Annotated in this window: 26 protein-coding genes; 11 read left to right on the forward strand and 15 right to left on the reverse strand. The window is 64.1% G+C overall.

Going from position 1 to position 24,351, the window contains the following annotated elements:
- The first annotated feature begins 171 nt into the window (after nt 1-171).
- Complete coding sequence (locus ACNJYB_RS36145; protein WP_439371403.1) at nt 172-1,002, forward strand: hypothetical protein; 831 nt, start codon at nt 172-174, stop codon at nt 1,000-1,002.
- On the opposite strand, the gene istB is transcribed toward ACNJYB_RS36145, so the two are convergent.
- Nucleotides 999-1,766, reverse strand: coding sequence for an IS21-like element IS1631 family helper ATPase IstB (gene istB / locus ACNJYB_RS36150; RefSeq protein WP_439371404.1), 768 nt, complete (start codon nt 1,764-1,766; stop codon nt 999-1,001). The genes ACNJYB_RS36145 and istB overlap by 4 nt on opposite strands.
- Nucleotides 1,744-3,525 carry an IS21 family transposase gene (gene istA, locus ACNJYB_RS36155; RefSeq protein WP_439375470.1) on the reverse strand — a complete coding sequence of 594 codons (1,782 nt, stop codon included), beginning with the start codon at nt 3,523-3,525 and terminating at the stop codon, nt 1,744-1,746. Before istA ends, istB begins: the two co-directional genes overlap by 23 nt.
- Nucleotides 3,526-3,632: 107 nt before the next feature.
- Here istA and ACNJYB_RS36160 point away from each other — a divergent pair, with 107 nt between their 5' ends.
- Nucleotides 3,633-3,857, forward strand: coding sequence for a hypothetical protein (locus tag ACNJYB_RS36160; protein WP_439371405.1), 225 nt, complete (start codon nt 3,633-3,635; stop codon nt 3,855-3,857).
- Between the two features lie 40 nt (nt 3,858-3,897).
- On the opposite strand, the gene ACNJYB_RS36165 is transcribed toward ACNJYB_RS36160, so the two are convergent.
- Nucleotides 3,898-4,194, reverse strand: a complete 297-nt coding sequence (locus ACNJYB_RS36165) for a hypothetical protein (protein WP_439371406.1) — start codon at nt 4,192-4,194, stop codon at nt 3,898-3,900.
- Nucleotides 4,195-4,800: 606 nt separating this feature from the next.
- Between ACNJYB_RS36165 and ACNJYB_RS36170 the strand changes: the two genes are divergently transcribed.
- Nucleotides 4,801-5,103 (forward strand): hypothetical protein, encoded by a 303-nt coding sequence (locus tag ACNJYB_RS36170; RefSeq protein WP_439371407.1) that lies wholly within the window; start codon nt 4,801-4,803, stop codon nt 5,101-5,103.
- A 22-nt stretch (nt 5,104-5,125) separates the two neighbouring features.
- Here the strand turns inward: ACNJYB_RS36170 and ACNJYB_RS36175 are convergent, their stop codons facing one another.
- Nucleotides 5,126-5,587, reverse strand: coding sequence for a DUF6314 family protein (locus ACNJYB_RS36175; protein ID WP_439371408.1), 462 nt, complete (start codon nt 5,585-5,587; stop codon nt 5,126-5,128).
- A 123-nt stretch (nt 5,588-5,710) separates the two neighbouring features.
- Between ACNJYB_RS36175 and ACNJYB_RS36180 the strand changes: the two genes are divergently transcribed.
- The gene (locus ACNJYB_RS36180) at nt 5,711-5,944 is read left to right on the forward strand and encodes a hypothetical protein (RefSeq protein WP_439371409.1); all 234 of its coding nucleotides are present in this window, start codon (nt 5,711-5,713) and stop codon (nt 5,942-5,944) included.
- 62 nt (nt 5,945-6,006) lie between these two features.
- Nucleotides 6,007-6,165: a GMC oxidoreductase gene (locus ACNJYB_RS36185; protein ID WP_439371410.1), complete on the forward strand. Its 159-nt coding sequence runs from the start codon at nt 6,007-6,009 to the stop codon at nt 6,163-6,165.
- On the opposite strand, the gene ACNJYB_RS36190 is transcribed toward ACNJYB_RS36185, so the two are convergent.
- The 4 genes from ACNJYB_RS36190 to ACNJYB_RS36205 all read right to left on the reverse strand — a co-directional run bounded on the left by ACNJYB_RS36190 (nt 6,134) and on the right by ACNJYB_RS36205 (nt 9,336).
- On the reverse strand, nt 6,134-6,817 hold the full coding sequence (locus tag ACNJYB_RS36190) for a hypothetical protein (RefSeq protein WP_439371411.1): 684 nt from the start codon (nt 6,815-6,817) through the stop codon (nt 6,134-6,136). The two genes, ACNJYB_RS36185 and ACNJYB_RS36190, sit on opposite strands and share 32 nt — an antisense overlap.
- Nucleotides 6,818-6,904: 87 nt before the next feature.
- Nucleotides 6,905-7,612: a hypothetical protein gene (locus ACNJYB_RS36195; RefSeq protein ID WP_439371412.1), complete on the reverse strand. Its 708-nt coding sequence runs from the start codon at nt 7,610-7,612 to the stop codon at nt 6,905-6,907.
- 133 nt (nt 7,613-7,745) lie between these two features.
- The gene (locus ACNJYB_RS36200; RefSeq protein WP_439371413.1) at nt 7,746-7,994 is read right to left on the reverse strand and encodes a hypothetical protein; all 249 of its coding nucleotides are present in this window, start codon (nt 7,992-7,994) and stop codon (nt 7,746-7,748) included.
- Nucleotides 7,995-8,370: 376 nt separating this feature from the next.
- On the reverse strand, nt 8,371-9,336 hold the full coding sequence (locus tag ACNJYB_RS36205) for an NAD(P)H-dependent flavin oxidoreductase (RefSeq protein ID WP_439371414.1): 966 nt from the start codon (nt 9,334-9,336) through the stop codon (nt 8,371-8,373).
- Between the two features lie 107 nt (nt 9,337-9,443).
- Between ACNJYB_RS36205 and ACNJYB_RS36210 the strand changes: the two genes are divergently transcribed.
- Nucleotides 9,444-11,006: an AMP-binding protein gene (locus ACNJYB_RS36210; RefSeq protein WP_439371415.1), complete on the forward strand. Its 1,563-nt coding sequence runs from the start codon at nt 9,444-9,446 to the stop codon at nt 11,004-11,006.
- Between the two features lie 371 nt (nt 11,007-11,377).
- On the opposite strand, the gene ACNJYB_RS36215 is transcribed toward ACNJYB_RS36210, so the two are convergent.
- The 7 genes from ACNJYB_RS36215 to ACNJYB_RS36245 form a co-directional block, all read right to left on the reverse strand.
- Entirely contained in the window at nt 11,378-12,151 is a 774-nt protein-coding gene (locus ACNJYB_RS36215) for a thioesterase family protein (protein ID WP_439371416.1), read from the reverse strand.
- A gap of 11 nt (nt 12,152-12,162) precedes the next feature.
- Entirely contained in the window at nt 12,163-13,131 is a 969-nt protein-coding gene (locus tag ACNJYB_RS36220) for an NAD(P)H-dependent flavin oxidoreductase (RefSeq protein WP_439371417.1), read from the reverse strand.
- A gap of 244 nt (nt 13,132-13,375) precedes the next feature.
- The gene (locus ACNJYB_RS36225) at nt 13,376-14,776 is read right to left on the reverse strand and encodes an aspartate ammonia-lyase (RefSeq protein WP_439371418.1); all 1,401 of its coding nucleotides are present in this window, start codon (nt 14,774-14,776) and stop codon (nt 13,376-13,378) included.
- Between the two features lie 34 nt (nt 14,777-14,810).
- Nucleotides 14,811-15,341 (reverse strand): hypothetical protein, encoded by a 531-nt coding sequence (locus ACNJYB_RS36230; RefSeq protein WP_439371419.1) that lies wholly within the window; start codon nt 15,339-15,341, stop codon nt 14,811-14,813.
- A 38-nt stretch (nt 15,342-15,379) separates the two neighbouring features.
- Nucleotides 15,380-15,982 (reverse strand): YqaA family protein, encoded by a 603-nt coding sequence (locus ACNJYB_RS36235; protein WP_439371420.1) that lies wholly within the window; start codon nt 15,980-15,982, stop codon nt 15,380-15,382.
- Nucleotides 15,983-16,018: 36 nt separating this feature from the next.
- Entirely contained in the window at nt 16,019-16,423 is a 405-nt protein-coding gene (gene hisE / locus ACNJYB_RS36240; protein ID WP_439371421.1) for a phosphoribosyl-ATP diphosphatase, read from the reverse strand.
- Between the two features lie 129 nt (nt 16,424-16,552).
- Nucleotides 16,553-16,921, reverse strand: a complete 369-nt coding sequence (locus tag ACNJYB_RS36245) for a hypothetical protein (RefSeq protein WP_439371422.1) — start codon at nt 16,919-16,921, stop codon at nt 16,553-16,555.
- A gap of 222 nt (nt 16,922-17,143) precedes the next feature.
- On the opposite strand from ACNJYB_RS36245, the gene ACNJYB_RS36250 reads away from it, so the two are divergent.
- From ACNJYB_RS36250 to ACNJYB_RS36270, 5 genes are all read left to right on the forward strand, one after another.
- Nucleotides 17,144-18,193, forward strand: coding sequence for an ABC transporter substrate-binding protein (locus ACNJYB_RS36250; protein WP_439371423.1), 1,050 nt, complete (start codon nt 17,144-17,146; stop codon nt 18,191-18,193).
- Nucleotides 18,194-18,277: 84 nt separating this feature from the next.
- Nucleotides 18,278-20,074, forward strand: coding sequence for a glucan ABC transporter ATP-binding protein/ permease (locus ACNJYB_RS36255; protein ID WP_439371424.1), 1,797 nt, complete (start codon nt 18,278-18,280; stop codon nt 20,072-20,074).
- Nucleotides 20,075-20,264: 190 nt separating this feature from the next.
- Nucleotides 20,265-21,710 carry a D-alanyl-D-alanine carboxypeptidase family protein gene (locus ACNJYB_RS36260; protein ID WP_439371425.1) on the forward strand — a complete coding sequence of 482 codons (1,446 nt, stop codon included), beginning with the start codon at nt 20,265-20,267 and terminating at the stop codon, nt 21,708-21,710.
- A 195-nt stretch (nt 21,711-21,905) separates the two neighbouring features.
- Nucleotides 21,906-23,591, forward strand: a complete 1,686-nt coding sequence (locus ACNJYB_RS36265; protein WP_439371426.1) for a long-chain fatty acid--CoA ligase — start codon at nt 21,906-21,908, stop codon at nt 23,589-23,591.
- 181 nt (nt 23,592-23,772) lie between these two features.
- Nucleotides 23,773-24,258, forward strand: a complete 486-nt coding sequence (locus ACNJYB_RS36270) for a peroxiredoxin (RefSeq protein WP_027575420.1) — start codon at nt 23,773-23,775, stop codon at nt 24,256-24,258.
- Nucleotides 24,259-24,351 lie beyond the last annotated feature (93 nt).

The following is a 24,351-nucleotide window of genomic DNA, read 5'->3' on the forward strand; positions in this document are numbered from 1 at the left end:
TCTCCGCGGGCATGAGGTCATACACTGTCTGCGGCGCCGTGGCCCACATGCGCACCCGGATCGCAACCGCATACCCATCCGCACAAGGAAACCGCCCAGCTCGAGCATCCACAAAGCGGCTCGCCAGCTAATGCGCTGTCCTTATGCGAGAGCGCTGACATACTATGGGCGATGCGCAAGACAATCGCCGATTTGACTCGCGGGATCTACGACCATGGCGCCCATGCGGATCTCGCCGATCGTGGGTATCGTCGCTACCATCCCTTTTCATTTGATTTTGACTCAACGCCCTTGAACCTCGCCGAAGCCCAGGAGCATTGGGACGAGCTGGTCAAACAAAACCATCGAGAGAACCGGGCCCAAGCCGTCAAGCGGCTCGAGCAGCGATACGGCTCGACAGACATCGAAAGCGTCGTCAAAAATGTGACGGACCTTGGCTCGAAATCGATGTCTCTGCTCGCCTATCACAATCAGTTCCACGAGCAGGCCCGCCGGTCTTTTGTCGCCGGCCTTTATTACCCGGCCTTGGTCGCCGCTTGCGCACTCGGGGAGCGCATCCTGAATCATCTCGTGCTGGATCTGCGTGACAGCTTCAAATCCTCCGAGCATTACCGCAAGGTGTATCGCAAGGAGTCTTTCGACAATTGGATGTTCGTCATCACCGTTCTGACGGACTGGAAGGTTTTGATCGATGGTGTCGGCTCGGAATTTCTGATGCTCGGCGAGCTTAGGAACCGATCCATCCATTTCGATCCGGACACTTACCATTCCTTGCGCGAAGATGCGCTTGCGGCGCTCCAACGACTGAATGCCATTATCGCTAAGCAGTTCGGTTACTTCGGCCTCCAGCCATGGTACATCGACAACACACCCGGCGCGCAGTTCGTGAAGCGAGCCTTTGAGGACGTCCCGTTCGTGCGTGCCCCGCGGGTCACTTCAAATTCCTCCGGGTATGGTCAGTCAAATTCCTCCACCCGCGAGGCAGGACATGGTGATTGTTAGTTTGCCTTTGTTTTCCGGGCAAGAGTTTCAGCGGCCTCTTTGAGCCGATAGCTGCGTCCGTCGAACTCAAGCAGATGGCAATGATGCATCAGGCGATCGAGGATCGTCGTGCTCATGGTGTTGTCCCCCAGGTATGTCCCCCAGTCCTGCACGACGCGATTGGAGGTAACGATGACGCTGCGGCGCAGTTTGTAGCGCTGATGGATCAGGGTCTGCAGCAATGCGCCGGCGTCGTCAGGGATGGCGCGTGCGAGGAACAGATCGTCCAGCACGAGGAGATCGCAGTCGATGATGGTTCGCAGCCGGACCTCGCGTTGTGCCGGGGAGTTCATGGCGTAGCGGTGGAAGAAGTCGTCGGTCTCAAGATACTGGACCTTGTGGCTTTGCAGGATCGCCTGATAGGCAATCGCCTTGGCGATGTAGGACTTCCCGGTGCCAGGTTTGCCGACAAGCAGCGCGTTTTCGCCGGCGGCAATGAACGCCAGGGTGTGGAGCTGGAAGCAAGTCTGGCGCGGCAATCTGGGATTGAAGGTCCAGTCGAACTCGGCGAGCGTCAGTTTTTCGTCGAGCCCGGATTGCTGGTATCGTCGCTCGATAAGGCGGGACTGACGACGGTCCAGTTCGTCCTGCAGGATCAGGGAGAAGGTCTCGAGGAATGGCTGGTTGGCGCCCTGCGCCTGCAGCACGCGCGTCTGCAGCGTGTCGCGAACGCCCGACAGGCGCAGCTGTCGCAGGCAACGCTCAATTTCCGGCATGGTCATCATGTGGTTTGGTCTCCAGTGTGAGGTGAGAAGCCGCGGGAGCGCTCGTGGCGCCGGAGCTGGCCGGGGTTGCGCAGGCGCCACGAGCGCGGGTTGCAGGGGTGCGGTCGCCGTGAGCCTCGGCCTGCCGGCCATTGTCGCCGGCATCGTGCCGCACGGCACGGCTGAAGAGATCGCCGTATTCGGCTGGAGCGCGGATCAGCGGATGATCCTGGGTGAGCGACGATGCCGGCTGTGGCGTCGCTCCAACCTGCGCGATCGCCTGTTCGAACAACCGCTCGACGGTCGCACGCACGTGCTTGTAGCGGTAGATGCGGTTCTCGACGGCGTGCGCGCAGGCTTGCTCGACCAGCCGTGCCGGATACTTCCGGCCCAGCCCGACAATGCCCCACATCGCGCGCTGTCCGGGGCGCCCCTCGGTGTCGAACACTTGCTGGCACAGCGCCCTGGTCTGCGGCCCGATGCGCTCGGCGCTCGCCAGCAGCACGGCGGTTTGCCGCGACGGATTGAACGGCCGTTCGCTGGTCGGCAGGACGACAGAACCGGAGTGCGTCATCCGGGGATGAACACGCAGCAGCGCATGGGTGTGGCGATCACGGATCTCGATCGTGGAGGCGTAGATCCGCACCACGACCTGACTGCCGATGGGCGCAGGCCGCGCGGCGTAATAGCTGCTATCAACACGCACGGTGGTATCGTCGCAGACGGTCCGAACGACCTCGGTGAAGATGCGGAAGGCAGCCACTGGCAACGGCCGCAGGTGTGGCTTCTCCTCCTGGAACATCGCCTCGACCTGACGACGCGTGCTGCCGTGGATGCGCTTGGAGGCCCAATTCTCCTCCCAGTGCCTCAAGAACTCGTTCTGGGCTTCCAGTGTCTCGAAGCGCCGTCCGGCCAGCGCGGTGCCCTGGGTATGTTGAATCGCACTCTCGACGCATCCTTTCCGATTGGGATCGGCCACACGCGCGGGATCGGCGACCACGGCGTAATGAGCCAGCATCGCGCTGTAAATCGGGTTGAGCTCGGGCTCGTACAAATCCGGCTTGAGGACGCCTTCCTTCAGATTGTCGAGCACGACATAGCTGGGGACCCCGCCAAAATACCGGAACGCCTCTTCGTGGAGCTGCGCCCAGACGTGTTGGCTGGACTTCCAGACCACCCGCCGGAAGCTGCGCCGCGAGTAGCGCAGCGTCATCACGAACAGGCGGGGACGGCGGTACCGGCCGCTCCTGGGATCAATCGTCAGAGCGCCCTCGCCATAGTCGACCTGGGCCTCCTCGCCGGGCAGGAACTCAAGTCGATCAAACTGCTCGGGATCGCTGTGTCGCAACGTGCGCACAAACCGCTTGACGCTCTGGTAGCTGGACGGAAAGCCAAAATGATCGACAAGGTCCTGGTAAATCGCCTGCGCATTCCGCTTCAGGCGGACCTGTTCTTCGATCCACGTCCGATGCGGTTCGCAAGCCGAACGGGCCAGGCTGCTGGTGACCGTCGCTCCTGATGCCCCAGAAGCCGGTGGTCGGGGTGGAGGAATTTGGCCGTCCACGCTCACCGGGCCGGTGGTCGCTTCCCCGGGGGAATTTGCCTCCGCACCGGCCCGCAGCGCCCGGTAACGCCGGATCGTCTTGCGATCGATCCCCGTCAGCCTGTGGATCTCGCGCTGGCTGGCGTTGCGATCGAGTAGCGTAAATACCGTGCTTTGCAGGTGTGGCTTCAAGACGTTCAACTCCCCGGCCCCTTGCTGGCTAAAGGGACCGAAAATAAACGTCCTGCCTGACCGGCTACCGCTGTTCAGCGGCGCTGACGGTGAACATCAGGTGGGGGAGTTTCAAGTGACCATACCCGGGGGATTTTGACCGACCCACGGGGGTGCGTGCTTATATCATTCCCCGGAGCGGATTTATCGGGCCTTTATACGGCATGGATCTCAGCCAGGGTGGCTGGCATCATCTTGACTATGCTGACTATGGCGACGGCGAGCTTAGCGACGAGGACTTTGCAACGCGCTATCGGGAGCGCGATCCTGAGAAAGTCGTCTCCCGCGCCATGATCGAGAAAGCGCAGCTGGAAGCCAAGCCCGAAGGCGGCGCTTGATCTCGCTGGTCTCGCTCGCCGCCTTTGGCAGATCGGTGATCTAGCTGGTTCTCGTCTCAACCCTTGGCAGCGAAGCGTGATATTCATCAACGCTGTCGAGGTCGATCATGGTCTTGCCTCCCATCTTGTAAGCCCTAATCCTATCATGGGCTATCAGCTCATAAGCCTTAGTCTTTCCGAATTTGCCATAACGACAACCGTCCTTGAACTCGACGAGACGACGTCTCTTGTTGTCATCATTGTCGACCATGGTTCCCGCATGTGCTTCGATGATCTCTGCCAAAATCCGATCAAGCCCCGCCGAGGAAGACAGACATTTCCAAGGCGCAAGCTTCATGGCGCGGGCTTGCCAGGAAGGCAGTCCTTTTGTGATCGCTGATTAGATTTCTGCTGACTCGTTTCGACGCCATCTGCGCTCAGCCCAACTACCAAGGATGCGTTGATCTATATTGCCAACAAGGTCAGCCAAAGAGTTTCCGACGCCGCCGCGGGCTGTAGCGCGCTGTAGGGTACAAATCGGACGAACCGACAGGTCGGAGTTCAGTCAGAGTTCGATTCCGGTCGTGGCGGTTGTGCAGACAGAACGGCACGGGCCGTGTCTGCTCCCGAAGGAGCTTGCTGTTTCATTTTTGCGAGCTAATGCCGCGCGTCATCTTGCTGGTATTTCCGCTGGTATCGGCAGCCATCTGCGGATAAAATGACCTTAAATTCAGATGGTTAGGGGAATAGGCGACTGCCGGCCAGGGGCACCAGCCTTCGTTGCCTCGCAGCTACGGCCGGGCGAGCCGAACTTCCGCACCATCGAAGCGAAGCGGCGAGAGCTGTCCCGCCGAAGCCTTGGCGAAGGCGGACTGTCTCAGCAAAGCTGATCTCCCCCTCCACTAGCAATCGTCACATCCGCACTGTATAAGCCGGCAGCTTCTTCTCACTCGAAGGAGCTCACATGAACGACCTGCACGCATGGCTTTCCGAACAGCACCACGGCCTGCGAACCTTCCGGAGATTCCAGCAAAAGCTCGAGACGCTCGGCCGGGACGATCCCGCCCAGCGCGGCCTCTGCGGCCTGTTGAGCAGCCTCGTCGGCAGCTATGTCGAGGCCTATGATGAGGCCCCGCTGCCGGTCGAGGTCGCCGACAGCGCCTATCATCGCCTGCTGACGCTGGTCGCGAGCATCGATCTGAATGGCGACGCCGACCGCAGGCTCGCCGACATCAACCGCGTGGCGGAGAGTCAGCTCTGGCAGTGAGACGACGCTGGCGCCGGCTTGATTACGACAGGCGCGCGTAAGTCGTGTTCATCGTGTAGTCCTTGCCTGGACCCGACGCCACATGACGAACGACGAACGTTCCATCCGGCAGGAACATGTAGACCGACCGATACTCGTCGCGCCTGCAGAGATGGCGCGCATGTCCGCTCAGCTCTCCTCCGGAGGACGCGGACAGTGAAATCTCATGAAACAGCCGCGCTGGATTTTCCTTGAAGAAGACCTTAAATCCTCCGTCGCTGTTGCTGAAGACGTATTCGCGCTCGGCCTGCAACGTGGTGCCGTTCGCGAGCTTCAGTTGTCCCTGCTCGCGATAGGCCAGCCGCTCCCCGTCGAGTGGCGTGAAGATCGCGACACCCTGCATCGTGGCCTGGCCTTCGATGACCCGCTTGAAGGACCACGAGCCAACCAGCTTTTTCGTTACTTTCGAGGCTTCACCCCAGCGATCGATCGTGGCTTCGTTCATATCCTCAGGCCCGCGCGTTAACCAACCGGTCCAGACTTGCAGGAGCCGCAGCCGGGAGTTCGACTTCAGCGAACCGATACCTATATCCTACCGCAACGGATGGTGATGCAGCGAGCAGCCTTGATGGCCAGAAGACGCACGACGGAAGCGGACGCCGACGACCTCCCCCGCTACTTCGTCTGGGTCCGGGGCCTCGAAGGCCCGGAGCCACAGAAATGGATGGCGATGGATTTCGGCATCGGCGACTGGAAGCGGCCATTGGTGCTGGCCTATTTGGAGTTGCCGGAAGGCGAACGGCATCTGCCGCTGTCGACGCTGGCGCGGCGTTATCCGCCGCCGCGGGTGGATGTTACGTAGAAAGCGCCGGTTCGGGCGGCCGGTGGTAAGGCGGACGCCGCAGCCAAATCGCCCCGCTGGCTATGGGTGTCGCGCGCCGACGCCGAGATGCCGACTACATCCGCGGCCATTCCACCACTCTGTATCATGCCGCCTCGACCTGCCGCATGGGCACCGATGATCCGGCCGTCGTCGATCCCAAGCGGGCAGCTAATCGTCGTCATCAGACCCAAACAACCTGATCTGCGGGAAGCCGCCGCGCGACCGACCCGCATAGTCGCGTGCATCAGAATCCTGGCGGATGTTGCGCGCCACGTCGTCCCAATCGGTGCGGTCGCGCATGCTGCGCGGATCGCGGGAGTCGTAGCGGTGACGTTCCGCCCAACGCTCGCGGCGATCCGTCCGGCGCCGTTCGGACGCAGCACGCCTCACGTCCGAATCCCTGGCCTTGGCATAGGCGTTGTCAGGTGAGGAGGAAGGCTCGGTGGAAGCCTGCTGCTCGACGGGTCTTGCAGCGCGCGAAGCCGGAGCCGGCTTCGGGGGCTCAACCGCAGTCGCCTGCGAAGGCTGCGGCGCTGATGGTTCAGCGTTCGCCTGAGTGGTCTGCGTGTCGGACTTTGCGGCTTCAGGCTTTGCTTCGGCCTGCGCCGGCGCAGCGATGATCGTGCCGAAGGCCTGCGACCCCGTGAGATATTGCACGCGCTCCGATGGTGCATTGGTCTGGGACGAGGTGCCGGCCGCTTCGGCGCGCTGCGCCACCCTGCTGGTGTCCGCGACCTGCTTAGGCGCGATCGGATTCATGATGTTGCCGGCAACGATGCCGCCGCCGAGACCAATGCCAATGGCTGCGATGATCGTTCCGGCACCGACGAAATAAGCTGTCGAGGCGCGCATTGATCCACTCCCTCTTTTGGAGCGGGCAACGCGTGGGGATTGCCAGATGTTCCTGATACCGGCAGGTTCCTGAAAAGGGAAACCGCCTCAGATCTGCTGCGCGACCTTCTCGAGCCCGATGAGACGGGCGAGCTTGCGCACTTCTTCCTTCTGGTCGTCGCGCAGCTGGAACAGCAGCGGCATCGCGGCCGACTTCAACTGCTGCACCTCGTCGCAATTCGGATCGATCTGCGCGCTGGGCGGCGCATTCGGATTCGACAGCTTGTTCGCCTGGATCCTGCGCGCGACGTTGCGCAGCGCGGTCTCGACCGAAGGCCAGTAATATTCCTGCGACGACGACAGCTTCAGGCGATCCTTGATGCCCGAGATCTGAACGTCGGAAAGCAGCGAATAGGATTTCTGCGGCTTGGCGACGACCTTCGGCTTGGCCGGGACCTCGACGGCGGGAACATCCGCCGCCGGCGGCGCCTCATGCGCATTGGCTTTCGGCATCGGGAAATCGGACGGCGTCGCGGCGGCAAACGCCTGACGCAGCGGCTCGGTCAGAACCGGCGCCTGCGCGAGCTTGTCGGCGGGCACCTGGACCGGCTCGATCGCGGCCGAGGCCAGAGCGAGCGTCGGAACCAGGCGATCGGCCTTGGCGGCGCGATTGGTCGTGAGCGGCTTCGACGGCAGCGCTTCGGTGATCATCTCGGCGCTGACGCTGGGCACGCTGTCCCGGCCGAGGATGGCGGTGGTGGCGGCGCCAAGCACGAGGAAACAGGTCAGCACGACGATGGTGATGGCTTTGGACAAACGTCCCTCCGCGCCCACAACTTCAAGTCCACGTGATCACTGCCCGGAAACTGGGCGATAATTAAGGCCTAACCGTGCCATCGCGGCGGCAATCGCGCGGGCTGCCGCGACATCGCCGAAAAACTCCAGGAAATCAAGCCGCTACCGCCAGATCGTAGGCGTCCTGGATGTCGGCGACGATCTCGGAAGCCTCCCACACGGCGCGCGGCTCGACCGATTGCAGCGTGACCGTCCAGTTGCCGCCGCGGCGGGTGCGGGGAACGCTGACGATGTCGAAGCGCACATTGCGGCACAGCGGGTGGCGGGCCAGGGCGTGGGCGACGCGGACGCGGATCTCGTCCAGCGATGCCGCCGTCTTGGTGTCGAGAAAATCGAAGTCCATCGCCTGTCCCTCTCGGTCCTGATTGGCGGCCTCGAGAGGGATTCTTGGCGGGGCTTGGTTAATCCACCGTTAAAAGCAGGGGTTTTGAGGATGCGGGATTAACTGTGACCGATGCGATCGCGGCCTCTCGCCGCAAGCGGCAGGGCTATCGCATTTGAAAGCTTTTCCCGCGGCCATCCTTCGAGACGCCCGCTTCAGGCGGGCTCCCCAGGATGGGGACGGAGTTGCGCGGCAGCAGTTTCAACGGGCACTGACGCTGATTAGCCTCATCCTGAGGAGGCGCACGAGCGCCGTCTCGAAGGACGAGGCGTGCGCGCAGGCCGCCGCAACGAGGCATATGCGATAGCCCTGCCGCAAGCGGGAGAGGCTAACAAGCCTACCGCCCGCCTGCCTCGCGGTATTCCGCGATCGTCCGCGCGACGAGATCATGAACCGCGAGCACATCGGTGACGCCCGACGTCGAGTGCCCGCCGCTCCAGATGTCGCGCCAGCGCTTGGGCCGGCTCTCGCGCGCAGTGACGTCAATATCCTCTGCGATGTCGATCGCGCCGCGTGCAGGCAGGTCGTCGGGGTCGAGACCCGCAGCGACGATCGACGGCTTCAGCATGCTGGTCTGAAGCCCCGTGAACGCGGTGGTGAGCAGGATGTCGTCGGCACTGCTCTCGACCAGCATTCGCTTGTGACGGTCATCCGCCATGCTCTCGCGTGTCGCGATGAATTTCGTGCCCATGTAACCGAGATCACAGCCGAGCACTTCGGCGGCATGCAGCGCGCAGCCATCGCTGATGCCGCCCGCGAGCACGACGATGCCATCATAGAATTCGCGCACCGCGCGGACGAAGGCGAGCGGGTTGAGCCAGCCGGTCTGCCCGCCCGCGCCCGCTGTGAGCAACACGAGCCCGTCTGCCCCCGCTTCCGCCGCGCGTTCGGCATGGCGGATCGAGGCGACGTCTGCGAACACCAGCGCGCCGGCGTCATGCAGCGGCGTCAAGACCGGCGACGGCGAGCCGACCGAGGTGATGACGATCTCCGGCCTGTGCCGCAGCAGCACCGCGAGATCCTGCTCCAGCCGCGCATTCGAGCGGTGCACGATCAGGTTCGGGCAGAGCGGCGCTGCCTTGCGGCCGGTCTGATCTTCGCACTGGCGCAGCCGCGCTTCGATGTCGCTCAGCCACGCGTCGAGTTGTTCCGTGTTGCGGCAATTCGCAGTCGGGAAGCTGCCGATCACCCCGCTTCGGCAGGCCGCGACCATGAGCTCGACGCCCGACACCAGAAACATCGGCGCGGCGACCAGCGGCAGAGTGAGACGATCGCCGAAACGTTGCAGTCGGTCTGACCTCACGCATGCCTCCTTACGCGGGGTTTGTCGTTTCCTCCCGCATTCCCTGTGCTAGCGTTACCGCAAACATTGGCACGTCAGAAGCCAATGACAAAGCAACGAGGAAACATATGTCCGATCCGCTCCACGCATCGTCGCCGACTTGTGCGCAGACGCTACGGGCACTCTCGCGCTATCCCGACCGCACCGCTTTCGCCTGGCCCGGGGGGTCGCTGAGCTACCGGGGCACGATCGACCTGATCGGACGCATCCAGGGCGTGTTCATGCGGCTCGGCCTGCAGCCCGGCGCGCGCGTCGCCTTCCTCACCGCGAACCGCGCCGACACCTGGTGCGCCGGCGTCGCCGCGCAATTGTCGCGGCTCTGCGTCACCTGGCTGCATCCGCTGGGATCGCCGAGTGACCAGCTCTTCCAGCTCGAGGACTCCGAAGCCGAGGTGCTGGTAGTCGATGCGGCCGCCTTCCGCGATCGCGGCGGCGAGCTCGCTGCGAGCGCGGACCGGCTCAAGGCGGTCTTCACCATGGGGCCGGCCGGCTATGGTGTTGACCTGTTGCAGGCGATCGAGATCGATGGCCATTTCAGCCCGCAATGTCTCGCCGGCCCTGACGATCTCTCCACGCTGAACTACACTGGCGGCACGACCGGCAAATCCAAGGGCGCGCTGCGCTACCATCGCGAGAATGTCGGGGCCGCCGCCGCGATCCTCGCCGACTTCGAGATCCCGGAGGGGGCGCGCTACCTCACGGTCGCGCCCATCAGCCACGTCGCCGGCACCAAGGTGCTGCCGACCCTGATGCGCGGCGGCACCGTGCACATGCTGAAGAGTTTCGATCCCGAGGCCGTGCTGGCGACGATCGCGCGCGAGCGCATCACCTTCACGCTGTTCGTGCCGACCATGATCTACGTGCTGCTCGATCATCCCGCGCTGGGCAGGACCGACCTGTCCTCACTCGAGCTCGTGCTCTACGGCGCCTCCGCTATGTCGCCGAGCCGGCTGGTCGAAGGGATCGAACGCATCGGGCCGGTGTTCTCGCAGCTCTACGGGCAGACCGAATGCTATCCGATCTCGGTGCTGCGCAAGAGGGATCACGATCGCCGGATGCCGGAGCTGTTCCTGTCCTGTGGCTTCCCGATCGCGGCCTGCGAGGTCAAGCTCCTCGACGACGACGACCAGGAGGTGAAAACGGGCGAGGCCGGCGAGATCTGCGTGCGTGCCCCGCATGCGATGGCGGAGTACTGGAAGCGGCCGGAGATCACCGCCGAGACGCTGAAGAACGGCTGGGTCCACACCGGCGACATCGCGCGCAGGGATGAGCGCGGCTACATGTTCATTCTCGACCGCAAGAAGGACATGATCGTCTCCGGCGGCTTCAACATCTTCCCGCGCGAGGTCGAGGACGTGCTGTCGCAGCATGCCGACGTCGCGATGGTCGCGGTCGTCGGTATCCCCGACGAGAAATGGGGCGAAGCCGTTACCGCTGTCGTCGTACCGCGCGAGGGCGCAAAGCCCGATCCGGACGAACTGATCAACCTCGTCAAGACGCGAAAGGGCTCGGCCCATGCGCCGAAGCAGATCCAGTTCGTCAAGCAGCTGCCGATGACCGGCGTCGGCAAGGTCGACAAGAAGGTACTGCGTGCGGGGTTCTGGAGCGGACGGGACAGGATGGTGGGGTAAATACCCCGGAGTTCTACGGTGTCGTTGTGGCTCCGGCACCACAATGCGCGACGGAGTGCGCGTGCACGGTTGCCGCGCGATTGCCGGCGAATCAACGAATCAACTAGATCGCTGAACGGGGCTGGGAAGCGGAGTATCAAATGAGAGTCGCTTCCTTGGAAAGTGCAGTCGCCGCGGTCACGTTGATCACGGCTATCATCGTGGTGCTGTGGGAGATCAAGATCTTCTACGGAATGTGAACTGGCAGGACGCTGGCGTCGAACAAGAGGCCTCCGGACAAGAAGAGGTTCGCGACCTGGGCATCCCTTCCGCGGCGGCGGAAGCTGCCGGTCAATTGGCTCCCGGCCCGAGCCCGGCGGAAGCCGTCATGCTCACCGCTTCTCGATCACCAGACTCTGCACCGCGCGGCCGAAATAGCCTTGCCTGTCTGCAAGCCGCGACATCGCAAGACCCGCGCCGTCAGGGCCGATCCATGAGTCGCCGTCGAGCAGGATCCACTCACCGACGGGCTGGCGCGCAAGGCTCACGGTGAGATCGGCGTTGATGAAGGTCCAGGCGCGGAAGTCGAGTGTCGAGGCGGTGCCGTTGGAGAAGTCGGCGGCGACCACCGCGCGCATGGCCTGGGAGATCGCCTCGCCCTCGATCAGCGGATGGTCGACCCGAAACCAGATCGCACCGGCACCGGCCTGGCCAAAGCGGCCGCGCGCCGCGCGCATCGAGACCGACCGCACGAACGGACTGGTGGCGGCGTGACCGTCTTCGACGAGCGAGTTCTCCGGCGATGGCAGCGAGACCGGCAGATCCTTGACATCGTCGGGCAGCGCCTGCGCCTGGCGCCTGATCTTGAGCACGGTGGCGCCGACCACCTGCACGCCGTCGGCGAGCAGCTTGATCTCGCAGAGCTGGATCTTGCGGCCCTCGCGCAGCACTTCGGTCGCAATCGTCAGCGGCGCCACCGGGACCGGGCGCATCAGATCGATGGTGACGCGCGCGATGTCCATCGCAACAGGCGTCGGGATGCGCTCGGCCGCCCATGTCACCAGCGATGCCGGCGCCGAGCCGTGCTGCATGCGGCGGTCCCAGGGACCGGCAGCGTCCGGGCTGGTGACGACACTGTTGCCATCGACGCGGTAGATCGGGGTCATTGCGACAGCCATCACAACGGCGGATCGACCGCTTCGTCGTATTCCTTCTTGAAGCGCGCGATCAGCTCGGCGGCGGGCACGATGCCCTCGACGCTGCCGATTCCCTGGCCCGAGCCCCAGATCTCCTTCCAGGCTTTCGGCTTGGCGCGCTCGCCGGAGGCGTCGGTGCCGAAGTTCATCTTGGAGGGATCTGACGTCGGCAGATTCTCCGGATCCATGCCGGCGGCGAGGATCGAGGGCTTCAGATAATTGCCGTGCACGCCGGTGAAGAGGTTGGAATAGACGATGTCGTCGGCGCTCGAGCCCGCGATCATCTCCTTGTACTTCTCGACCGCATTGGCCTCCTTGGTCGCGATGAAGGCCGAGCCGATATAGGCGAAGTCGGCCCCCAAGATCCGCGCGGCGCGGATCGCCTTGCCGTTGCCGATGGCGCCCGACAGCGCGATCGGGCCGTCGAACCACTTTCGCGTCTCGGCAACGAACGCCAGCGGCGAGATCGTGCCGGCATGGCCGCCGGCGCCGGCCGCGACCAGGATCAAACCGTCGGCACCCTTCTCGATCGCCTTGTGCGCGAATTTCTGGTTGATCACGTCGTGGAAGACGATGCCGCCCCAGCCGTGCACGGCCTGGTTCAGCTCCTCGCGCGCGCCGAGCGAGGAGATGATCATCGGCACCTTGTACTTGGCGCAGAGCTGCATGTCGTGATCGAGCCGGTTGTTCGATTTGTGCACGATCTGGTTGACCGCGAATGGCGCCGACGGCTTGTCGGGATGCGCGCGGTCATAGGCCGCGAGCTCTTCGGTGATCCGCGCCAGCCATTCGTCGAGCAGCTCCGGCGGCCGCGCATTCAGCGCCGGGAACGAGCCGACCACACCCGCCTTGCACTGCGCGATCACGAGATCCGGCACCGAGATGATGAAGAGCGGCGAGCCGATCACGGGGATCGACAGGCGTCCCTTGAACAAGGCAGGCATGGACATTGCGGAACGATCCTCTTCTGGCGGTCAAAATTGAAGCTGGAAGCCATACCAACAAGGCAATCTTTCCACTGTCAAGTATTGCGTCTTGTCGCCGCAGCGGATGCCGTTACCGCAATTCCAAGCAGCGGAATTCGTACCCATCCGTCTCCTCCGTGTCATTGCGAGCGCAGCGAAGCAATCTTTGCTGCGCAATTTTGTCGCGAGCTCCTCGCAATGAGAGGCGAGAGTGGTGGATAGCCAACAGCTACCCAATCAAATCCGGATTGATCAGCCGCTCGAACGAGAACATCTCGTCCCACTTCTCCTGCGTCAACAGCTTGCGCTCGACCACCACGATCTGGTGCAGCGACTTGCCGCTCTTGTAGCCCTCGCGCGCGATCTCGGCGCATTGCTTGTAGCCGAGCAGCGGCTTCAGCACCGTGACGATGCCGAGCGAGTTCAGCACCATGTTGCGGGTGTGATCCTCGTTGGCGGTGATGCCGACGACGCAGTTCTCGCGCAGGCTGTTGACCGCCCGCTCCATGGTGCGGATCGAGAAGAACAGCGCGAACGAGATCACCGGCTCCATCACGTTGAGCTGGAGCTGGCCGGCGCTTGCCGCCAGCGTCACGGTGGTGTCGAGGCCGATGACGAGGAAGCTGGTCTGGTTGACGACCTCGGGAATGACGGGATTGACCTTGCCCGGCATGATCGAGGAGCCCGGCTGAAGCTGCGGCAGGTTGATCTCGTTGAAGCCGGCGCGCGGGCCGGAGGCCAGCAGGCGGATGTCGTTGCAGATCTTGGTCAGCTTGCTCGCGGTGCGCTTCAGCACGCCCGATAGCTGAACATAGGCGCCGGTGTCCGAGGTCGCCTCGACGAGATCGCCGGCAAGGATGAAGTCGATGCCGGTGAGCGCGCTCAGATGCCGGACCGCGAGCTTGGGATAGCCGACCGCCGCGGTGACGGAGGTGCCGATCGCGGTAGCGCCGAGATTGATCTCGCGCAGCAGCGCCCGCGCCTCGGAGATGCGGTCGACCTCCTCGCCGATCGTGGTGCCCCATCCCCGGAATTCGGCGCCGAGCGACATCGGCACCGCGTCCTGGAGATGCGTGCGGCCCATCTTCAGCACGCGGTCGAACTCACGGCCCTTGGCGAAGAAGGCCTCCTGCAGCTGCCTCAGCGCCGTCATGTAGCTCTCGAGCCGCAGGATCAGCGCGAGCCGAAAGGCGGTCGGATAGGTGTCATTGGTGGACTGGCCGTAATTGACGTGATCGTTGGGGCTGACATGCTGATAATCGCCCTTGGCAAAGTCGAGCGCTTCCAGCGCGAGGTTGGCGATCACCTCGTTGGCGTTCATGTTGGTCGAGGTGCCGGCGCCGCCCTGGATGAAGTCGGTGACGAACTGGTCCATCATGTCGCCCGCGATGACGCGGTCGCAGCCCAGGATGATCGCGTCAGCCACCTTCGCGTCGATCGCACCGAGCTCGCGGTTGGCCATCGCGGCGGCCTTCTTCACGTAACCGAGCGCCTTCACGAAGTAAGGCTCCTGGTTCATGGGAATGCCGGTGATGTGGAAGTTCTCCTTCCCCCGGATGGTCTGGACGCCGTAGTAGATGTCGTCGGCGATCTCACGCTGTCCGAGGAAATCCTGCTCCGTACGGCTCATGGGCGCTCCTTGTTGCACGCGCGAGGCCATCACGTCAGTTCTGGCACAGCGCACTGGTCACGAAAGTATCGGTGCGGCAATCGTCCGGTTTGCGCTGCCTGCCCGGGATGAGAACCTTGGCCGAGCATTTCTCGGCGGAGTCGGCGTTGAGGCTCTTGCCTTCCCTGTAACCCTTGCCCTGGCAGAGCTGGTCGGCGGCCTGCTTGCAGTCGGGCCCGCCGTTCGACGAGACCGGGCAGACCACGCGCCCCGACACCATGGTCGACGGCTTGGCCAGCCGCGACAGGTCATTCATGGTTTCGCCGGGGCTTTTGACCGGCGGCAGGATCGAGGGCAGCTCGTCGAACAGCTTGCCCATTTCGTCGATCAGCCCGGGGTTTTCCTCGCGCGCCTGCAGCGCTGGTGTCGATGGCGGTGGCGCGGCCTGCGGCCCCGGCTCCTGGACGCCGAGCGACGGCGGCCCGGATTGCGGCCATCCGGCCTCGCCGGCATTGAGCAGGATCAGCGCCACTGCCGATATCAGCGTCCCAAGCCGCACGACCGGATTGCCGGATCGAACCATCATGCCGGCAACCGTAGCCGAAGCCGGCGCGCGGGCAAAGGTTAGATCAGCTTGACCGCCACGACAAAGCCGAGCACCAGCACGACGGCGCCGATCGTCACCCACAATCCGAGATGCTCCTCGAGCTTGTGCCGGATCCAGTCGCCATAGCGGTTGAGCAGGATCGCCACGATGAAGAAGCGTCCGCCGCGCGCGACGATCGAGCACAGGGTGAAGAGAATGAGATTATAGCCGGCAAAGCCCGAGGTGATGGTGACGAGCTTGTAGGGGATCGGCGTCAGCCCCTTGAGCAGGATGATCACAGCGCCCCACTCGGCATAGGAGGCACGGAAGGCTTCGACCTTGTCGCCGAGGCCGTAGACCTGGATCAGCCAGTGACCGACCGAGTCGAACAGCAGCGCGCCGATGGCGTAGCCCAGCAGGCCGCCGAGCACCGATGTGATCGTGCAGACCATCGCATAGATCCAGGCGCGCTGCGGGCGCGCCAGCGACATCGGGATCAGCATCACATCCGGCGGGACCGGAAAGAAGGAGCTTTCTGCGAAAGCCACGGCTCCCATGATCCAGAGCGCGTAGGGCTTGTGGGCGGCGTCGATGCACCAGTCGTAGATACGTTTCAGCATGGCGCCGCGATGAAGCACCATGGGACGGATTTGTCCATCGCGAGTTTTATGAAGGTTTTAGTGGCGCTTGCGCGCCGTGCGGCTCTCGAGCGCGACAATTGGCCGCCTGGCGGCCACGCGTGGTGACCTAGCTTTGGGCAGTTTCATTGTCGATTTCGGCAACTTCTCGGCAATGCCGAGCATGTCTTCCCGCCGCGTCATCTCGCGCCAGACGTCCTCGGGGCGCACGCCGGCCGAGGCCCACAGCACCGTGAGATTGTAGAGCAGGTCGGCGCTTTCCCGGATCACGGCCTCGCTGTCGCCGTTGACCGCATCGATCACGACTTCGATGGCCTCTTCGGCCAGCTTCTTCGCCATTTTGGAGGGGCCGCGCTGAAACAGCCGGGCCGTACGCGATGTTGCCGGATCAAGATCCCTGGCCGCGAGCACAGCCAGATATAGCCGCTCAAGCGAATCACTCATGGAACTCGAAACTACTCTAAACCAATGGCGAGCGCGTTAACGCCCGGCGATAAAAGCAAAAAACAGGCCGGCGCGACAAGCGCGACGGCCTGTTTTGGTCAACCTTTGGTAGCCGGGAGGCCGGCAAGCCTAGTAGCAGTTCGTGAAGTAGCCCTGGCCACAAAGTTCCGATGGCGCGGTGCCGCCGTAGCGCTGATACTGGTAGTTCGGGCCCGGGCCGTAATAGGGGCCGTAGGCCGGGGCACTGTAATAGGCGGGACCGCCGTAATAGCCGTACCCCGGACCGTAGTCATAGGCGTACGCGTCACGGGTCGCAGCGATGGCGAGACCGGTGCCGATGGCTGCGAAGGCCGCGGCGGCGGCAGCACCGCCACCACCGCCATGCCAGTGGCGGCCGCCTGCGTAAGATGCCGTCGGAGCGACCGCGGTCAGCGCCAGCACCGCAGCCGTCGCGAGGACGGCTTTACGGCACGTAAGGCTGGAAAATCTGTCGAACATGTCCTGGACCCTCCTTGGGACCTTGAATGGTGTTTCGAGACAGGCTCATGTCTGCCAAACACCAGCGTCCCATGTTGGGTTCCCCCAACCCCAACACAAGCTGAACGGGGTTGCGTGATCGTGACGCAACCGCCGCTCATCCGCCGTTCATGTTGGCGCGCGCACGGTCATCGCCGGCCGGCGCTGCGAGCGTCACACAACAATGCGGGACCGGCGCAGTTGATGTCAGGATTCAAGACGATCGTCCTTCGCGGCCTGCTGGCGCTTGCTATCTCGCTCGCCACGTTGACGGCACGCGAGGTCGCAGCGGCCGAGAGCGCCGCCCCCTCCACGGCGATCCACTTCACCTTCGACCGTCCCGTCGATGCCAGCATGGCGCCATTCTTCCTTGCCGCGAAAGACGGCAAGTTCGGCGCCGAGCATCTCAACGTGTCCTTCAACACCACGCCCGGGTCGTCGGAGGCGCTTGCGCGCGTGGCGAAGGGAGACAGTGAACTCGCGCTGGTCGACATCAACGAGCTGATCCGCTTTCGCGACAAGGACGATGCGGCGCCGATCAAGGCGGTGTTCGTGCTGTTCAACCGCGCGCCCTACGCGATCGTCGCGCGCAGCAGCCGCGGCATCCACATCCTGCCCGACCTCGACGGCAAGACCGTCGGCGTCGCCGACGGCGATCTGTCGATGCGGCTGTGGCCGGCGCTGGCGCAGCAGAACAACATCAACACCTCGCGCCTGAAATTCCACAACATCAGTGCCGCGGTGCGCGAGCCGATCCTGTCCGCAGGACAGGTCGATGCCGTCACCGGCTTCAGCCATCTGTCGGCGGTGAACCTGCGCGACCGCGGAGTGCCCGCTGGCGATCTCGTCGTGCTGCGTTATGCCGACTATGGTTGTGAAGCCTATGGCTTCGCCGTGGTGGCCAACCCCGCCTTCGCCGCGGCGAAGCCGGACGCCGTGAACGGCTTCGTCCGCGCACTGATCGCCGGCATCAACGCAACGGTCAAGGAGCCGGCACGCGCGGCGGACGAGGCTGCAAGCCGCATCGAGGATGGCGACCGCGAGCTCGAGCTGGAGCGCCTGCGTACCGTGCTCGTCGACAACATCCTGACCGACGAGGTCAGGCGCAACGGCCTCGGCGGCATCGATCCGGCGCGCCTGGAGCGCTCGATCGACCAGATCGCCCAGGACTTCAAATTCCGCAAACGGCCGGCGGCGAGCGAGATCTTCGATGACCGGTTCCTGCCGCCGGTCGAGAGCCGGCTCATCAATTGAGCAAAACGGAAAGCTTCCGCTGTATCTCGCGCGTTATCCCGGCTTAGAATAAGGGCCCATCAGCTGCTCGAGTTGTCAGTCCGCATGTCCATGCTCCGCCTCTATTCCCGCGTTCTCGAGCTGCTCGGCAAGGAGGCACGGCTGGGCTGGCTGCTGGCGGTCGCCAACCTCCTGCTTGCGGCCTCGCAATTCGCCGAGCCCGTGCTGTTCGGCCGGATCGTCGACGTGCTCTCCGGCAGAACTGTCGCCGGCTCGAACTCGGCCTGGCCGTTCCTGTCCGCCTGGGTGGCGTTCGGATTGTTCACCATCGGCTGTAGCGCGCTGGTCGCCCTTCAGGCCGACCGGCTCTCGCACCGCCAGCGCCAGGCGGTGCTGACGGACTATTTCGAGCACATCCTGCAACTGCCGCTGACCTTCCACTCCGGCACCCATTCGGGCCGGCTGATGAAGGTGATGCTCAACGGCACCGATGCGCTGTGGCGGCTGTGGCTCGGCTTCTTCCGCGAGCACTTTGCCGCGATCCTCTCGGTCGTGGTGCTGCTGCCGCTATCGCTGTACCTGAACTGGCGGCTCGCGATCCTGCTGTTCGTGCTCTGCATCGTCTTCACGGCGCTGACCACGTTCGTGGTGCGCAAGACCTTCGGCATGCAGATGGAGGTCGAGGAGCGCTACAGCGAGCTGTCCGCCCGCGCCTCCGACGCGCTCGGCAACGTCGCATTGGTGCAGAGCTTTGTGCGCGTCGAATCCGAAGTGAAGGGGCTGCGCTCAGTCGCCGACGAGCTGCTGGCCGCGCAGATGCCGGTGCTGTCCTGGTGGGCGCTCGTCACGGTGATCACGCGGGCCTCCACCACGATCACGGTGCTCGCGATCTTCACCCTCGGCATCGCCCTGCACGACCAGGGACTCACCTCGGTCGGCGAGATCGTGATGTTCGTGAGCTTCGCGACGATGCTGATCCAGAGGCTCGAGCAGGTCGTGAGCTTCATCAACAACGTCTTCATGGAAGCGCCGCGCCTGCGCGAATTCTTTGGCGTGCTCGACGCGGTGCCCGCGGTGCACGACCGGCCCGACGCGATCGATGCCGGCCGGCTGTCCGGCCTCGTCGAGTTCAACGACGTCACCTTCTCCTATGACGGCAAGCGGCCGGCGATCGAGGACCTCACCTTCACCGCACTGCCCGGCCAGACCATCGCGCTGGTCGGCCCGACCGGCGCCGGCAAATCCACCGCGATCGCGCTCTTGCACCGCGCCTTCGATCCGCAATCCGGCTTCATCAAGATCGACGGCATGGACGTCCGCGGCGTCACGTTGACCTCGCTGCGGCGGAACATCGGCGTCGTGTTCCAGGAAGCGCTGCTGTTCAACCGCTCGATCGAGGAGAACTTGCGCGTCGGCAAGCCGGACGCGACCGAGGCCGAGATGCGGAAGGCCGCCGAGCGCGCGCAGGCGCTCGACTTCATCGAGCGCAGCGGCGGCTTTACGACCAATGCCGGCGAACGCGGCCGCATGCTCTCCGGCGGCGAGCGCCAGCGCCTGTCGATCGCCCGCGCCCTGCTGAAGGACCCGCCGATCCTGATCCTGGACGAGGCGACCTCCGCGCTCGACGCCGTCACCGAGGTCAAGGTGAACGCCGCTCTCGACGAAGTGATGAAGGGCCGCACCACCTTCGTGATCGCCCATCGCCTCTCAACCATCCGCAAAGCCACGCGGATCCTGGTGTTCGAGAATGGACGCGTGATCGAAACCGGAACTTTCGATGAACTCGTGGCCAAAGGCGGCCATTTTGCGGAGATGGCCAAGGCCCAGTTCATGGTTCAGGAACATGCGCGGGCCAGCGTGACGGCCGCCGAGGCTGCCGCGACGGCTGCCAAATCCCCCTAGCAAGTCCCGAGAGGACCGTCGAAATTCGGCCTACTTCCTTGCGGAATACCCACCTGAAGCCCCTATTCTCGACGCACGAGCCGGTATAGGTTTGCGACGCCGCAAGCGGCGGCGCCGGATTTCAGAACCCGAAACTCAGATCACGAGAACCGCCCGTATCAGGCGGATCTCCAAGGACCGGAATCGGATAGTGCACGCCTTTCGCCCGCTGCTTCGCAAATCCCTGTTCAACCTGTTCGCCGCGATCCTCGGTTGCGGCGCGCTGCTCGTCCCGCATGCGGCGAGCGCCGAAGCGCTGCTGCTGATCGAGGCGGACAGCGGCAAGGTTCTGCAGGCGGACAATGCGACCATTCCCTGGTATCCGGCCTCCGTCACCAAGATCATGACAGCCTATGTGACGCTAAAGGCGGTGAAGGACGGTAGGCTCACACTCGACACGCTGCTCACGGTGTCGCCGACGGCCGCCTCGCAATCGCCGTCGAAGATGGGGTTCCGCCCCGGAACGCAGGTCACCGTCGACAACGCCCTGAAGATGATGATGGTGAAGTCGGCGAACGACATGGCCGTGGTGCTCGCCGAAGGCGTCGGCGGCTCGATCGACGGCTTCTCGGCCATGATGAACGACACCGCGCAGAAGCTCGGCATGACGCAGACGAGCTACGTCAATCCGAACGGTCTGCCCGCCGACGGGCAGATCACCTCGGCCCGCGACCTCGGCATTCTCGCCCGCTCGTTCCTGCGCGACCTGCCCGAGTACGAATACTTCGTGCACATCCCGGCGATCCGCTTCGGCAAGCGCGTCACCGGCAATTTCAACAAGCTGATCGGCCGCTATCCCGGCGCCGACGGTTTCAAGACCGGCTTCATCTGCGCCTCGGGCTATAATCTCGTGGCCTCGGCGACGCGCAACGGACGGCGCCTGATCGCGGTGGTGCTGGGTGCGAACTCCGGCACCGCGCGCGCGGTGAAGGCGGCGCAGCTGCTCGAGCGCGGCTTCAGCCAGGACGGCCTCACCTGGCTCCGCCCGTCGCTTGGCACCGTCGACAGGCTGGTGCCGGTCGATGCCTCGCCACCGAACCTGCGCGACGAGATGTGCGGCGGTCATCGCAAGCGGCCGGCGAGCGACGACGACGACGCGCTGATCGCTGCCAATGGCGGCACGTCCGGGTCGGCCTCCGCGACCGGCGGTGAAGCCCAGGTGACCTTCTTCACGGCCGGCCTCCAGCCGCCTTTGATGAAGGCCTCCGAGCTGATGGCCTCGGCGCCGGCGGCGGCCGAGCCCGTGCTGGTCTATACCGGCCCGACCCGCACCGGCCCGGCTCTGATCGCGGCGGTCGCGGCCGATGCCGACCAGCAGGCGACGCCAAAGCCGCATGGCAAGAAGTCGCGCGTCGCCAAGAAGCCCGATGCAGCAGACAAACCCGCCGACAAGCCGAAGGACGCCAAGACGGCGGCGGCAAAGCCGGATGCCAAACCGGCCGACGGCAAGAGCGCAGCCAAGCCGGCTGGGACCAAGCATGCCGCAGCAAAGCCCGATGCAGCGGCAAAGCCCGCCGCGAGCGGCGACCAGGCCGCAAAGCCCGCCAAGCCCAAGGCCGCAACCAAGCCTCCCGCCAAGCCGGCCAACAACAGTTAACGCGCCCGGCGAGGCTGAAACAGCGGCCCGCGCTTCGCACCTGCGGCAAGCGGGTTTGCGACGATTCCAGTAGCCACTCCCCGACCCTTGCCCTAAGCCTCGACGGCTTGCCACCCGTTCCGGCAGGCTCGATACTGGCGGCAATGAGGCAAGCCCGAGACACAACGGGCTCTGGTAAATCGAGGGGAGTTTTCCATGGAGCGCATCTGGCTTAAGCAATATCCGCCCGGCGTGCCCGCCGACATCGAGCCGACGCAATACGCATCGCTGGTCGACCTGCTGGAGGAGAGCTTCACCAAGTTCGCCGACCGCAAGGCGTTCATCTGCATGGACAAGTCGATCAGTTATCGCGACCTCGACCAGATGTCGGTTGCGCTCGCCGCGTACTTGCAGGGACGCGGGCTGCAGCGCGGCGCGCGCGTCGCCATCATGATGCCGAACGTGCTGCAATATCCGGTCGCCACCGCCGCGGTGCTGCGCGCAGGCTTCGCCGTCGTCAACGTCAACCCGCTCTACACCCTGCGCGAACTCGAACATCAGCTCAAGGATTCCGGCGCCGAAGCCATCATCGTGCTGGAGAATTTTGCGCACACGGTCGAGCAGGTGATTGCCAGGACGCCGGTGAAGCACGTCGTCGTCGCCAGCATGGGCGACCTGCTCGGCTTCAAGGGCGTGATCGTCAATCTCGTCGTCCGCCGCGTCAAGAAGATGGTGCCGGCCTGGTCGCTGCCCGGCTCGGTGCCGTTCAACGACGCGCTGTCATCCGGCCGCGGCATGACGTTCAACAAGCCAAAACTGTCGCCGGGCGACGTCGCCTTCCTGCAATATACCGGCGGCACCACTGGCGTCTCCAAGGGCGCGACCCTGCTCCACCGCAACATCGTCGCCAACGTGCTGCAGAACGACGCCTGGCTGCAGCCGGCGCTCGCCGCACCGCCGCATGTCGAGCAGTTGATGATCGTCTGCGCGCTGCCGCTCTATCACATCTTCGCGCTGACGGCCTGCTACCTGCTCGCGGTGCGCGCCGGCGGCTGCAATCTCCTGATCCCGAACCCGCGCGACATCGCCGGCTTCGTCAAGGAGCTGGCGAAATACCAGGTCAACAGCTTCCCGGCCGTCAACACGCTTTACAACGGCCTGATGCACCATCCCGATTTCAAGAAGCTCGACTTCTCCAAGCTGAAGATCTCCAACGGCGGCGGCATGGCGGTGCAGCGCCCTGTCGCGGAGCAGTGGAAAGCGATGACGGGCTGCTTCATCGCCGAAGGCTACGGCCTGTCGGAGACCTCGCCGACGCTGACCTGCAACCCCGCGACCACGACCGAGTTCTCGGGATCGATCGGCATCCCCGTGCCCTCGACCTGGATCTCGATCCGCGACGATGACGGCAACGAAGTGCCGCTCGGCCAGGCCGGCGAGATCTGCGCCAAGGGCCCGCAGGTGATGTCGGGCTACTGGAACAGGCCGGAAGAGACCGCCAAGGTGATGACGGCGGACGGATATTTCCGCACCGGCGACATCGGCATCATGGACGAGAAGGGCTACATCAAGATCGTCGATCGCAAGAAGGACATGATCCTGGTCTCCGGCTTCAACGTCTATCCCAACGAGGTCGAGGAGGTGATCGCGAGCCATCCGGGCGTGCTCGAATGCGCCGTGATCGGCATCCCCGATTCCAAGTCGGGCGAGGCGGTGAAGGCCTTCGTGGTGAAGAAGGACCCGAACCTCACGGCGGAAGCCGTGATCAAGTTCTGTCACGAGCAGCTCACCGGCTACAAGGTGCCCAAGCACATCGAATTCCGCAACGACCTGCCGAAGACAAACGTCGGCAAGATCCTGCGCCGGCAGCTTCGGGACGAGAAAAAGGCGGAGGCGGCGTAAGGCAGCGTTGCTCGCCGTCCCGAACGGGCGCGCACCGGCGCGCCCGTTCGTCATAGCGAGCGCAGCGAAGCAATGACCAGAAATAAGCACCACGGCCTCATCACAGCGCGGTGAAGCCGTTTCCCTCCGGCGGTAAAATGCTCTAGAACAGCCCCCAGCCCCTTTCCATGGAGAAACGACGATGGCGATCCAGACCGGCGACAAGCTGCCCGAGGCGAAATTCCGCGTAATGACGGCCGACGGCCCGCAGGTCAAGACCACCGACGATATCTTCAAGGGCAAGAAGGTGGCGCTGTTCGCCGTGCCCGGCGCCTATACCGGCACCTGCCACAAGATGCATCTGCCGAGCATCTTCCTGAACGCCTACGCCATCAAGGACAAGGGTGTCGACACCATCGCCATCGTCTCCGTCAACGACGCTTTCGTCATGAACGCCTGGAAGCGTGACACCGACCAGCGCGACGAAGCTGTCTTCCTCGCCGACGGCAACGCCGACTTCACCAAGGCGATCGGCATGGAGCTCGATGCCTCCGCCAACGGCCTCGGCATCCGCTCCAAGCGCTATTCGATGCTGGTCGAGGACGGCGTGGTGAAGAAGCTCAACCTCGAAGCCATGCCCGGCAAGGTCGAGGTCTCCGGCGGTGATACGCTGTTGGGGCAGCTGTAAGGCGGCCACCGCCTGCAGCCATTCACTCGGCCCCGTCCCGCCTGGTGCGCAATTGCGCACAAAGCCGGGATGACAACGGGGATTGGGGGCGCG

Origin of the sequence: Bradyrhizobium sp. SMVTL-02 (genome assembly GCF_051853005.1) — a bacterium.
In the GTDB taxonomy this organism is placed as follows: domain Bacteria; phylum Pseudomonadota; class Alphaproteobacteria; order Rhizobiales; family Xanthobacteraceae; genus Bradyrhizobium.